Annotated in this window: 11 protein-coding genes; 6 read left to right on the plus strand and 5 right to left on the minus strand. The window is 53.3% G+C overall.

Annotated elements, in window-relative coordinates; all coding sequences use genetic code 11:
- Entirely contained in the window at nt 1-408 is a 408-nt protein-coding gene (locus D781_RS16605; RefSeq protein WP_041411858.1) for a hypothetical protein, read from the plus strand.
- Between the two features lie 95 nt (nt 409-503).
- Here D781_RS16605 and D781_RS16610 read toward each other — a convergent pair whose 3' ends face one another.
- From D781_RS16610 to D781_RS23730, 3 genes are all read right to left on the minus strand, one after another.
- Nucleotides 504-905 carry a hypothetical protein gene (locus tag D781_RS16610; protein WP_015673491.1) on the minus strand — a complete coding sequence of 134 codons (402 nt, stop codon included), beginning with the start codon at nt 903-905 and terminating at the stop codon, nt 504-506.
- 182 nt (nt 906-1,087) lie between these two features.
- Entirely contained in the window at nt 1,088-1,645 is a 558-nt protein-coding gene (locus tag D781_RS16615; RefSeq protein ID WP_015673492.1) for a hypothetical protein, read from the minus strand.
- Nucleotides 1,646-1,652: 7 nt separating this feature from the next.
- Nucleotides 1,653-2,012 (minus strand): hypothetical protein, encoded by a 360-nt coding sequence (locus D781_RS23730; RefSeq protein ID WP_124014456.1) that lies wholly within the window; start codon nt 2,010-2,012, stop codon nt 1,653-1,655.
- Nucleotides 2,013-3,400: 1,388 nt separating this feature from the next.
- On the opposite strand from D781_RS23730, the gene D781_RS16620 reads away from it, so the two are divergent.
- Nucleotides 3,401-6,031 (plus strand): hypothetical protein, encoded by a 2,631-nt coding sequence (locus D781_RS16620; RefSeq protein WP_015673493.1) that lies wholly within the window; start codon nt 3,401-3,403, stop codon nt 6,029-6,031.
- 868 nt (nt 6,032-6,899) lie between these two features.
- On the plus strand, nt 6,900-9,533 hold the full coding sequence (locus tag D781_RS16625) for a hypothetical protein (protein ID WP_015673494.1): 2,634 nt from the start codon (nt 6,900-6,902) through the stop codon (nt 9,531-9,533).
- A gap of 77 nt (nt 9,534-9,610) precedes the next feature.
- Here D781_RS16625 and D781_RS16630 read toward each other — a convergent pair whose 3' ends face one another.
- Nucleotides 9,611-10,537 (minus strand): alpha/beta hydrolase-fold protein, encoded by a 927-nt coding sequence (locus D781_RS16630; protein ID WP_015673495.1) that lies wholly within the window; start codon nt 10,535-10,537, stop codon nt 9,611-9,613.
- 181 nt (nt 10,538-10,718) lie between these two features.
- Here D781_RS16630 and D781_RS16635 point away from each other — a divergent pair, with 181 nt between their 5' ends.
- The 3 genes from D781_RS16635 (at nt 10,719) to D781_RS16645 (ending at nt 12,511) form a co-directional block, all read left to right on the plus strand.
- Nucleotides 10,719-11,453, plus strand: coding sequence for a class I SAM-dependent methyltransferase (locus D781_RS16635; protein ID WP_015673496.1), 735 nt, complete (start codon nt 10,719-10,721; stop codon nt 11,451-11,453).
- Nucleotides 11,454-11,645: 192 nt separating this feature from the next.
- On the plus strand, nt 11,646-12,059 hold the full coding sequence (locus tag D781_RS16640) for a DoxX family protein (protein ID WP_015673497.1): 414 nt from the start codon (nt 11,646-11,648) through the stop codon (nt 12,057-12,059).
- A 65-nt stretch (nt 12,060-12,124) separates the two neighbouring features.
- Nucleotides 12,125-12,511 (plus strand): VOC family protein, encoded by a 387-nt coding sequence (locus D781_RS16645; protein WP_015673498.1) that lies wholly within the window; start codon nt 12,125-12,127, stop codon nt 12,509-12,511.
- A gap of 10 nt (nt 12,512-12,521) precedes the next feature.
- On the opposite strand, the gene smrA is transcribed toward D781_RS16645, so the two are convergent.
- Entirely contained in the window at nt 12,522-13,094 is a 573-nt protein-coding gene (gene smrA, locus D781_RS16650; RefSeq protein ID WP_015673499.1) for a DNA endonuclease SmrA, read from the minus strand.
- Nucleotides 13,095-13,245: the final 151 nt, after the last annotated feature.

Below are 13,245 nucleotides of genomic sequence, written 5' to 3' on the forward strand. Positions count from 1 at the left end.
ATGTATCAAACCATGATGCTGTTAGGCGCTGTAACATTAATATTAAGCTTGCTGCTCTTCCTATGCAGCGCCATTTACTATGCGATGATACGCCCCAAATACTACACCTTGCTCGCTGACTATGCCAAGCAAGGCCTAAGAGTACCGGCAAGAATATCGCTATTCAAAGAACTTGGTTTTATCGGTGTCCCAACGATAGTTACGTTCTATAAGAAATTACTAACAGGAAAAAAAATACTTATTGGGCATAAAGAATATTTAGATGCCAAGCCTTATCAATTCCTGACATCACAGGGTGAAACTACTCTCGCATGGGTACGAAGACTCATCCTCATAACCATATCAGCGGAGCGGCTGTTTTATGTCTCTCTAATATTTTGGGTAATCGCCGAATTCATTCTGAAATAGAATAAAAACCTAAGAGATGGTAAGCAACGTGCCTCATCGGCTATCTCCTATAAAAAACCACTATTATAGATATAACATCAACAGTATGTGATACTTTACGACTCCACGCTGATATTCCCTCGTTTTTTCCTCTGTGCCGCAACCAAGGCACGGTGCAACTCCCCCACTGACAGATCGCGAATAACAGGACGGGGTTTATTACGCAGCCAACCTATCAACCTACCGATACAAAGTGGGTCAAACCCTTCTGAATGAAAAAGATACTCGTTATCTCCCAAACCGAACGTGGTCTGATAACCGTCCTCGTCCGTATGCAAGACCACACCAAACCTCAGTGCAACCTCCTCTAAAAGCTCCGCACCATCATCGCCGGTAATGCCAAGATCTTCTTCAAGATATGTCTGCGCAGTGATTGGCGTACGGCGATCCCGGGTAAAGTCACGCAAAAAATCGATAAGCAAAGAAAGGGATGGATAGCCGCTTTCAGCGTTCGTCATTGTAAAGTTCCGCATCAAATTTAATGATGTGAATAAGTTCGACCAAGGTACCCCCTACTCACTTAATCACCGTGCAGCTGCCGTCGTCTTAGCAAAGCTTACAAAACCTTTTCATCCCCACAGACTCTACCGCAGCATGTCAAAAAAGCCGAGACATAAAAACTGTAAGCTAAGCACCAGCCTCAAGGCAGCACGGAGCCTATCAACTCATCCCTGCTCAATGACAATATATTTTTCTCCTCTTCCGTTAGTCTTCCTGAATCCATCAGCTTATTTTTCTCAGCTTCAAATTTAGGGTTGCCAGACAAGTAAAGGGCTATAATATAGTTGTCATCTTCTGTATGGCTCTCTTCGAATAGCGACACGACGCCCTGATAGCAGCCACCAGCACTTTCACCCGTTTTTTCCATCAGCATACACTCTGTCAGTTTTGAACCGGGCTTGGGATTATCTTTATTTATTATTTTTAATTGCTCTAATCCCATGGGGTAATTTCTCTCAGCAATTAATATGTTTGCATACATGTTCCTGACATTGTTATTCCCTGGGTGCTTAGCAGTCATTTTCTCCAACTGTTTTAGATACTTCCCCCTTTCCTCGTCACCAGAAAGCGTATACTTAGTTACCAGGTTAGCCGCGTCCTCTGTCGCTTTATCTTGATATTCTATTCCGTTAGCGGCTACAGCAGCTATTGGGATTAGAATCATCAGAAAAGCAACCAAAGAAGTTTTAATCCTCATTGAAACCTCACAGGTGAAACTTTGTTAATTTTATTTCTCGACTCATGCTGCGCGGCATAGGAACAACCTGTCCTGTATAATCAGCATAAATATAACCGCACTCCATATGTATTGATGGCGTGAAATATGTATCCTTCGGGATAAAGAAACTTACATCACCTATATAAACATCATCCATTCCCACAACCCACATTTCATTTGGTTTTCTATTCAGTGTATATTTTTTATTATCTATACTATTCAAAACATTGCACCAGAAAAGAACTTTCCCGCTCCCTGCAACTTTAGCTGCATTGGTTCTTCCGGTTGCAGATATATGAACATTCCTCCTACCATCGCTTGTATTCATATCCTTGATAGTCAGCATGATAGAGTATCCTCCATGCATCATACCAACCCCTTCAACCCGCAAATCAGCGATTTACCAGAAAGAAAATTGCTTAATGGCCATATGATCTCCCTATACTCGTCCATTTTGAGCAAATACTACCCAATGCCACCCAGCTTTTCTATCCGCCGTCAATTTCTGTTGACGCAAGTCACAATGATTTCCCCTTCCCAAAAAATCCGGAACCTCGATATACGCCAAAGCCACCACGTCGTCTCAATCGGCCCAACCGAAGCCCCCTTTCCCTTCCCGTTTTCTTCACCGCTCGACATTGCCTTCAGCCCCCACACCATACACAGTCGCTTCGGCAGCATAAACAGGAAAAGAGGCTGCAGATATGCAGGCAAATGCTTTGTAATGGCATAAAGCCCGCACTTTCTCAAGTCTCGGGGTCCGGCTGTTTAGCGCCGCAACGGCGATGGTATACGCAGCAATAACCGCCATACAGCGTGAAAATCACTATCAGCGGCACCGAGGGCGTATGTAGGCCCCATCCCACAGTACCAGCCCATCACGGAAGCCCCCCTATCTTACAGTGTCCGCTTCCTCACCGGCACCTTCCCTAACTCCTCCCCTGTAATCATCAACTCTTGCATCTTACCTCCCCTTTTTCCCGTCTAGCGCATATCCACGCAACTCTTTGTAAACCAACCACCTCCACAGCGCTAGTCGACACCCTACATCATTAAAATAAGACTAATCTGATATTGATTTTCTGTAATTACTCATAAAGCAATGGATTATTTTCCCATTTAAAGAAGGCATGCTAATTTATTTTACGATGATATATACCCCATAAAATAAAGATAAAAACCACCGCGGGGTTAACTTATTTTATCAAAAACACCAATTTGTAAATGAAAGAAGTACAGGAAACGTAAACAAAATGAGACGAGAGTATTTTATGGTAAAAAACAGCAAATCATTAAAAATTAAATAATAACTAGAAGAAACAAACAACACCAACCACACAAAAACACAGAAAAAACATTAAAAATCAACGCATTAAAATAAAAAACAAACATAGAGAAGCACGAAAACATAAAACTATCAGCCTGAATAACAAATCAAACCCACAATAAAAACCTGCAAACCATGGACTTTAAAATAGTAAAAACCAGTCCTCCCCCTTCAAAAAATGGTGTTAACAAAATATTTCTTAATGTAAACATTGACAGTTTTTATTAGTTGAACTTTCTTTTATACAGGTGAAAACGGCGCAGTTACCACGGTGCCGCAATCACCCGTTGCTCCCCATTGCCATTATTCTCTGAGAGTCTCCTGCCTCTCTGGGGAAGCTACGCGCCCGAAGTTAAAAGTGTCACAAGATATTTCGTATCCTTTTGAACTTATGAGGTAACATCCTTATGGCTTCTTTACCATCACAGCAACAAGCTGCTTCCATTTACTACTCAATCCTGGGGTCAAATACGCTGGCGCATGATGCCTTCAATAGCTATGCCATCCAGTTGGAAAGCGGCGCTAAAACCGTAGAAAGCCTGGCCGCCGAGTTTATCAACTCAGCCGCAGGACAACAGCTGTACGCAGGCCAAACCAATGAGCAAATCGTCTCACAGGTATATGCGCGCGTGTACGGTGAAACGCCAACGGCGGAACAGGTCACACAGTTGCTGCTTGGCGGCTCGGTAGAACAGGCGCTGGCAAGCCTGGTTGACGGCCTGCTGAATTATCAGGGTTTTGATGATTCCACGCTGGCGAAACAGCAAGACTTTGAAAGCGGCGTAAACCATCTGCTGTACCGCGACGCCGATAACCTGGCCTCGCTGGAACTCAGGGAACAAGCCGTCTCTCTGGCCTTGAGCATTGCCGACCGTGGTATTTACTCCCTGTCTCTGGAAGCCTGGAGCAAAGCGCTGGATAACGGCACCAGCATTAACTATCTGACCAAAACGCTGCTGAATTACCCTGAATTCCAACGTACCGTCGGTCAGTTGGAAGGCAGCGAACTGATCACCCAGGTGTTCACCACGCTGCACGGCATCGCCCCTACGGCGGAACAGCTGGCCACCTACGGCGCCCTGGCAGACAAGCAAAGTATTATTGAAGCTATTATCAACGACCTGCGTACCTCTACCGCCACAGACGATGCCAGCCTGACCCAGCAACACGCGTTTGAAGCGCTGATCGGGGAAAATCTGCTGTATAAAACCGCAGCCAAACTGAGCGTCACCGATGGCGGCGGCAACGCAACCGGCACGGTGAATACGCAGACCAGCCACCAGCTGAGCAATGCCGAAACCGCCGTACTGAAAACCGTACAGCTGGAAGCCGACGCGGCCGGCACGGTAGATCTGACGTTTGCCGATAAACTCAGCGATCTGACCATCAACGGCAGCGCGGCAGCCACAGTGAACCTGTCTGACAACGGCGCTCGCGGCGACACCGCCATCGCCGTCCACAATGCCAATATCACGCTGAACGCCGGCTCTGGCAATGAGACCATTAATCTCTCTTCCAGCGCTAACGTGGCCAGCGGCACCGGCACCTTTAACCTGGGCAAAGGCAACGATGCGCTGACCTGGGCCGGCAACGCCACCACCGGCGCCAACAGCGTGTCCAGTAACTTCACTGCCAACGGCGGTGACGGCACGGATACGCTGTCCGCCAACTTCATCACCAAATCCGTTGCCACTACCAGCAACGTGCTGGGGATCCGCAGCAGCACCGTTACCAGCAACGCCAACAACTTCAGCAACTTTGAAAAGATCGATCTGGCGGGCTATATCGGTAAATCTACCGGCACGCTGAACGGTCAGGCGGTCACCACCGGTTCGAATACCTTTGACTTCGGTATTCTGAACGGCACCGCTACCGTAGAAGGCACCAACGGCGGCACCATCACTCAGGCGGCTCAGGGCACCAACCTCGGCTCACAAGGTTTCGCCCTGTCCGGCAAGGCGGATAACGTCAAAGTGATCAACGCCGCCGGCGGTACGGCCGCAGCCCTGAGCGTTACCGGCAACGCCGGCGCCGACAGCAACCTGGAAATCGCTTTCCGCCAAAACGCCACCAACAAGTTCGATATCAGCTTTGATGCCGTCGGCACGCAGAATATCGATGCCGGCTCCCTGAGCCTGATCAGCAGTAGCAGCACCCTTGGCGGCACCGCGCTCGGTACGGTGAATATCGCTTCGGGCGGTCAGGGCGACTTCAGCAATATTCTGAAGCTGATCGGCACCAACTCCCAGGTGCAGACGCTGAACGTTTCCGGCGATCATCAACTGGATCTGACGCTGGGCAGCGGTTACAGCAACGTGCGGACTATCGATGCCTCCAGCAACACCGCCGGTATTGATTTAGACTCTGCGCACGGCGGCACCGGCGACGGTATTCTGGTGCAGTTGCTGAACATCCTGCCGCTGAGCGCCATCACCACCGGTTTGCTGACCCCGCTGCTGAACACGCTGGGCCTGAACGGCTATCAGTTGAAAGTGACCGGCACCGCTGCCGACGACACCTTCAACATTGCCGCCAACACGACGGTTACCGGCGGCGCCGGCAGCAATACCTATGAGCTGAAAGGCAGCACCAGCCAGGCCGGGGTGACCATCACCGACTTCAACAGCGCCAAAGACAGCATCATCGACAGCGCCTCCGGCGTCACCCTCTCCGGCGCGGCCGGCAGTTCGGTGGCGGACTATGGCATCCGCTCTGCCGATATCATGGACGGCCTGCTGGGATCCCTGATTGGCGGCCTGACCAACGGCGTGGTCGGTCTGCTGGGCGGTATCCTGGGTCTGGGCAGCAGCAACTCACTGACCTCGAAGGTCGGCGTTGCTTCGGTGGCATTCGACGGCGGTAAAGACGCCAGCTATATCATTATCGATAACAACGACAACGGCACGCTCGACAGCTCTGACAGCGTGATCTACCTGACCAATCAGGACCACCAGTCGCTGCTCGATAGCCTGCATTACACGGAAGTAAGCGTTAACGGCATCGCTAATGCACCAGCGGCCGATCTGGCCATTGCCTAAGGCACGCTGCAAGAGAAGCCCGCTCGTCCAAGGCAAGTAGCACCAACCCGCAAAGATCCTTTGCGGGTTTTTTCTTTTTTAGCGCCGTTCAGATCCCTCCTCGATATTGATGATAACAAGACGCATTTGCAGTCTTATTTTTCACCAAAATGCATACGCGCAGCAAATATCACATTAGGATTAATCTCACATTGTTTTTTATAAGAATCAAAAAAATAAAAACAATTATTTAAATATCCATATAGATGAAGCAGGAATATAGCGCGGTGATATATCATGCGCTAAAAACCCAGAGAAAAAATATCCTTCCCACGTCAAAACCGCCAATAACCACACCTGAGAGAGGGATGTTTAAGACATCAACCTCATCAGTTTCAACCCCTTCGCATAAATATTATTCACACCATATCCATCGCGCTAACCGACGCAAAACAAACACAATAAAAACAATAACATAACAATAAATGCATAATAAAAAATAAGAGATTTACTCAGTAATGAAGTATTTTCGCAATAGAAACGTCACACAAGTAACTCATCTTACCAGTTGTTTTTCTGCTCTGGCGTTTTTCTTAATTATTCCCGTTATTTTTTCACCAAAACAAAATTTCCCTCTTCTATTGTCAGCGACGATTACAAGAGAAAATTTCTCTTATTCTGAAACCAACGTTGACAGCTTGCATTCGTTGAACTTTCTTTTACAGGGTGCCAATGATGCCCTCAATGCGTCAATTGTCGCTTATTACTCGCCCTGCTGATTCTTTTGTGTTCTGGGGACATGCAATATCTCAGGGGGAGAGATACGTCGAAAAGTTGCAAATGTCACAACAATTCGTATCCATTTGAACTGATATGAGGTGATGCCCTTATGGCTTCCGTATTACCATCACAGCAACAAGCTGCGTCTATTTACTATTCGATTCTGGGGACTGCCACCACGACCAACGACGCGTTTAACTACTACGCCAACCAGTTGGAAAGCGGAGCAAAAACGGTCGCCGCGTTAGCCTCAGACTTCCTGAACTCAGCGAAAGGACAACAGCTGTACGCAGGCCAAAGTAGCGAACAGATCATCTCGCAGGTGTATGCCCGTGCTTATGGTGAAACGCCATCAGCCGCTCAGGTCACCCAACTGCTGGGAACCGGCTCTACCGCTCAGGCGCTGGCCACGCTGGTTGATAACCTGCTGACTTATGACGGTTTTGATAGCGCCACCCTGGCCAAACAGGCAACTTTCGAAAACAGCATTGATAAACTGCTGTATCGCGATGCCTCCACCATGCCATCTCTGAGTCACCAGGAAGACGCCGTTTCGCTGGCGCTGGGCATTGCCGACCGCGGCGTATTCTCACTGTCGCTGGAAGCCTGGAGTAAAGCGCTGGCCAAAGGCACCAGCATCAACTACCTGACCAAAACGCTGCTGGACTACCCTGAGTTCCAACGTACCGTTGGCCAGCTCGACGGCACCGAATTAGCCCAGCACGTGTACACCATCGTACACGGCGTGGCGGCAACCGCCGGGCAACTGGCAGCTTACACCTCGCTGCCGAATAAGCAGACCATCATTGAATCCATCATCAGCGACCTGCGCGACTCCACCTCAACCAACGATACCACCATCACTCAACAGCACGCCTTCGAAGCGCGCATCGGTGAAAACCTGCTGTATAAAACCGCAGCCAGCCTGAGCGTCAGCGAAGGCGGCGGCAACGCGACCGGCACGGTCAACACCGGCAGCAGCCACCAGCTGACCAATGCGGAAACCGCAATCCTGAAACAGGTACAGCTCAACGCGGATAAAGCCGGCAGCGTGAACCTGAAATTCGCCGACAATCTGAGCGCACTGACCATCAGCGGCAGCGCCGCAGCAACGGTCAACCTGTCCGATAACGGCGCCAACAGCGGCGTCAACATCGCGCTGAACAACGCCAATGTCATTCTGAACGGCGGCTCCGGCAACGATACCGTCAACGTATCCGCCAGCGCCAATATCGCCAATGGTTCCGGCACCTTTAACCTGGGTAAAGGCAATGACTCACTGATCTGGGCCGGCAACGCCACCAGCGGCGCCAACAGCGTATCCAGCAAAATCAGCGCCAACGGCGGCGACGGCACGGACACCATTTCCGCCAACTTCATCACCAAATCCGTTGCCACCACCAGCAACGTGCTGGGCATCCGCAGCAGCACCATCACCAGCAACGCCGACAAGTTCAGCAATTTCGAAAAAATCGATCTGGCGGGCTACGTCGGTAAATCAGGCGGTACGCTGAACGGCAAAGCGGTAGCAACCGGCGATCACACCTTTGACTTTGGCCTGCTGAACGGCACCGCCACCGTGGAAGGCACCAGCGGCGGCAGCGTCACCCAGGGGGCAAAAGCCACCAACCTGGGCTCGCAAGGTTTTGAACTGTCCGGCAAAGCAGACAACGTCAAAGTGATCAACGCCAGCGGCGGCACTGCCGCTGCGCTGAGCGTTACCGGCAACGCCGGCGCTGACAGCAACCTGAGCATCGGTCTGCGTCAAAACGCCACCAACAAATTCGACATCAACTTCAACGCCACCAGCAGCAAAGACATCGATGCCGGCTCCCTGAGCCTGTCGAGCAGCAGCAGCGCGCTGGGCGGCACCTCGCTGACCAACGTCAATATCGCCTCCGGCGGTAAGGGCGACTTCAGCAACATCCTGGATCTGGTGGGCACCAACTCTCAGGTACAAACCCTGAAAGTGACCGGCGACCACAACCTGGATCTGACGCTGGGCAGCGGTTACAGCAACGTGCGCACCATTGACGCCTCCAGCAACACCGGCGGCATCAACCTGGATTCCGCGCACGGCGGTACCGGCGACGGCATCCTGGTGCAGCTGCTGAACATTCTGCCGCTGAGCTCCGTCACCACCGCGCTGCTGACCCCGCTGCTGAACACGCTGGGCCTGAACGGTTACCAGATGAAAGTGACCGGCACCGGCGCTGACGACACCTTCAGCGTAGCCGCCAACACCACCGTAACCGGCGGCGCTGGCCACAACACCTATGAGCTGAAGAGCAGCACCACCAAAGCCGGTATCACCATTACCGACTTCAACAGCACTAAAGACAGCATCGTTGACACCACCTCCGGCGTACACCTCTCCGGCGCGGCCGGCAGCTCGGTGGCGGATTACGGTCTGCGCTCCGCTGACGTGATGGACGGCCTGCTGGGCTCTCTGGTTGGCGGCCTGACCAACGGCGTCGTCGGACTGCTGGGCGGCATTCTGGGTCTGGGCAACAGCAACTCGCTGACCTCCAAAGTCGGTATCGCCTCGGTGGCATTCGACGGCGGCAAAGACGCCAGCTATGTCATCATCGATAACAACGACAACGGTACGCTCGATAATTCCGACAGCGTGATCTACCTGACTAACCAGAACCACCAGTCTCTGGTTAACAGCCTGCATTACACCGATGTCAGCGTTAACGGCGTAGCCAGCGCCGCACCGGCCGACCTGACCATCGCCTAACGCTCCACCCGGTCTTCTGACCGCTAGTAAAAAAGCCCGCAGCTCAGCCTGCGGGCTTTTTATTGCCCTCTTATCGGTTATCGACCGGTTGCCACCGCCTCCAGCGCCGGAAGGATGGCGGTATTGAGCATCGCGCCATGACTTTGCCCCGGCCACTGACGATAATCAGCCTGCAGGCCCGACAGCGCATTCAGGCGCTGCGCCAGCTGACGCGCAGCATCGGCCGACTGCGATGAGCGCGCATCCGGGTGTGGCTGCGTCTGCAGATCCTGCTGCCCCACCCACAGCTGCAGACGGGCGTGCAACGCCGGCGGCCGGCGCATAAATTCCTGCGCCTCCTGAAGAATCTCCCCCTTTCCCCACCACAGCGAAGGCTCTACGGCAATGTAGTGCTGGAACGACTGTGGGCGCTGGAACAGCGTATGCAGCACAAACAGCGCGCCGTATGAGTGCCCCCACAGCGTTTGCCGCTGCGGATCCACAGCGACGCGCGCCGCCACCTGCGGCTTGATGCGTTGCTCAAGCAAGGTCGCAAACGCATCGGCGCCGCCGCTGCGCCAGTGGCGCATCTGCTCCGGGTGGCCGCGCAGCCCGGCGGGCAGCGCCGGCGTATAATCATAGGCGCGCCCCGCCGCATCGATACGCAGATCGTTATCGTACGACAGCATCACCAGCAGCGGCGGATGCTCCGCCTGCGCCAGCCGCTTCAGCAGTCCGGCGTTCAGCTGCATCAAAACGGCGTTACCATCCAGGAAATAGATTGCCGGATAGCCGGAGGCCGGCACGGCCTGTTTGGGCTTGGCGATGCGAATGCGGTAATGGCGTTCACCATCCGCCGACGCCAGACGAAAGTCGCTGAAGGCATAGTCAGGCGTCCCGCTGTCCGCCACCGTAACGCCAATCCGGCGATCCAAATCCGGCCTGGCGGCTGCGGGCGCCGTCGCACACAGGCCCAGCAGCAATACCAGAAAAACTCGATAAAAACGACGGTAAAACAACGGCATAAACCATCCTGTCTGTAAGGTGAAATCCAATATTAGCGCAACGGCTGTTATATAAATTTCAGCCGGACATGGCAATCGTCCCGTGATTAACCACACTGGAAAAAAGTCTTATGTCTCCTTACTATGGCAGACGATTTATACATCAAATAAATCAGTGTTAAACCTGACAATTGGAGTCTCCATGTCACAAAATATCTACGACAATCAGCGCTTCTTTGACGGTTACGCGCAGCTCAGCCGCTCGCAGCACGGCCTCAACGGCGCGCCGGAATGGGCCAGCATTCGCGAGATCCTGCCGGCGCTGCTGGGAAAAAACGTCATCGATCTGGGCTGCGGCTACGGCTGGTTCTGCCGCTATGCCCGCGAGCAAGGGGCCGATGAGGTGCTGGGTATCGATCTGTCACACAAGATGCTTGAGAAAGCGCAATCCATGACTGACGACGCCGCTATCCGCTATCAGCAGCAGGATCTGGAAACGGTTCAACTGCCGACGGCGCACGCCGATCTGGTTTACAGCTCGCTGACGCTGCACTACATCGTTGATCTACCGGCGTTGTTCAGCCGCGTTTTTCAGGCGCTGCGGCCCGGCGGCCGGTTTATTTTCACCGCGGAGCATCCCATCTACACCGCGCCGCGGCAGCAGGGCTGGCTGGTGGCCGAAGACGGGCAAAAATCCTGGCCGGTCAACGGTTATCAGCATGAAGGGCAGCGCATTTCCAACTGGTTGGCGGAGGGCGTGATCAAGCAGCATCGCATGCTGGGCAGCTACCTGAATATGCTGGTGCAGCAAGGTTTCACCATCAATTACCTGAATGAGTGGGGGCCGTCCGCGCAGCAAATCCGTGACAACCCGGCGCTGGATGAAGAACAAGAGCGCCCGATGATTTTCATTCTGGCCGCTCAGAAAGCGCGTTAACCCTTTCTTTTCCCACCTTACCTTCTTTCAACACTGCCGTTTTCGGGGAGGCCGCCTCCCCCGAAAGGCCCGTGCGCCATATCCCCCCCTCTGCCAACCTTCAGCCCGCGCCATGCCTCGAATTCCGCGATACATGGTCTACGCTTTAAGCAGCAACACAACATACGTTTATCAAAGGCTAAGGAGTTAGCAATGGGTGAAAGTTCAAAAGACGGCGTTATTCTGCTGGCCAGAATATTGTTGATGATCCTGTTTATCATTTTCGGCTGGATGAAACTGACCAACTTCGGCGCAACCGTCACCTCCATGGAAGGTTACGGCACCCCGATGCCCTATCTGGCGGCCATTATCGCCGTGGTAGTGGAGTTCCTGTTTGGCATCGCGCTGATCGTCGGGATCTTTACCCGCCCTATCGCGCTGCTGTTCGCCCTGTACGTGCTGGGCACCGCCTTTATCGGCCATCCGTTCTGGCAGATGACGGGGGCGGAAATGATGGGCAACGAGATTAACTTCTTTAAAAACGTCAGCATTATCGGCGGATTGTTGCTGCTGGCGGTCACCGGCGCCGGACGCTACTCGCTGGACCATAAACTGTTCGGTAAATAATGTTCACCGCGGCCGATTAACACGCCCTGCGTCATCGGCCGCCCTGGGCGACCATACGGATAATCATGAAAATAGAACGACTGGACCACCTGGTGTTAACGGTGGCGGATATTGAACGCAGCTGTCAGTTTTACCAGCAGGTACTGGGCTTTGACATCATCACCTTTCGCGGCGACCGCAAGGCCCTGCGCTTCGGCCAGCAAAAAATCAATCTGCACCGGCAGGGGCATGAGTTTGAACCAAAGGCCCACCGCCCCACGGCCGGTTCGGCCGACCTGTGTTTTATTACCTCCACCCCGCTCGCCGAGGTGATCGCAGAGCTGGACGACCTCGGCGTCATCATTGAGGAGGGACCGGTAGAGCGCACCGGCGCGATTGGCCCCCTGCTTTCGCTGTACCTGCGCGATCCGGATAACAACCTGCTGGAAATCGCCAATCTACAGTCAGCCTGAGCGCACGACGTTAGCGGCTGCGCTTGGCGTGACGCTCGAAATTGTCCGCTTTGGCCGCCGCGGATTTACGCAGCGTCACATAGCAGGCGCCCTCGCCGCCGTCACGCGGCAGCGCGCGGCAAAAGGCCTGCACCTGCTCCAGCTGCGCCAGCCACTTGGCGACGTAGCTGCGCACAATGTTGGCATGGCTCTCATCATCACGCCCACGACCATGCACGATCAGCAGCGAACGCAGGTTCTGTTTTTCCGCCAGCATGATAAACCGGTACAGCTCCTGCCGGCAGGCCTCCACCGGCCGCCTCAGCAGGTGCAGACTGGCCTGCGGCGCGTAGCGTCCGCTGCGCAGCTTATCCAGCACGCCCTGCTGAATGCCTTCCCGTTTGTATTCGAGCGGCTCATCGCCGGGAATAATCGTCAAAAAATCGCTGCTGAGCGGGTTTTCCTCTGACTGCGCCAGCGCGTCGCGCCGTGCGCGCTTATCGACCTGGGACTGCGGTTGCAGATACAGCGTTTGCTGCCGCCCGGATAACGGGATGACGTCCGCCATCGCCTGCTCAAAAAAGCCTTTATCTTCGTTGCTCATCTCGCTGCCACTCACTTGGGGGATTGATACCGGAAACGACCTGTGGCTCCTTGTGCTGCGGGGGATTGGGTTGATTGTAAGACCCTGCCGCCAGGTTGCAAGTTCCGGATGCACACCGGGAGTTTGTCTGCATTTGTTCGCAACGGGTGAG

The sequence above is a fragment of the Serratia sp. FGI94 genome (assembly GCF_000330865.1).
GTDB classification, from domain to species: Bacteria; Pseudomonadota; Gammaproteobacteria; order Enterobacterales; family Enterobacteriaceae; genus Serratia_B; species Serratia_B rubidaea.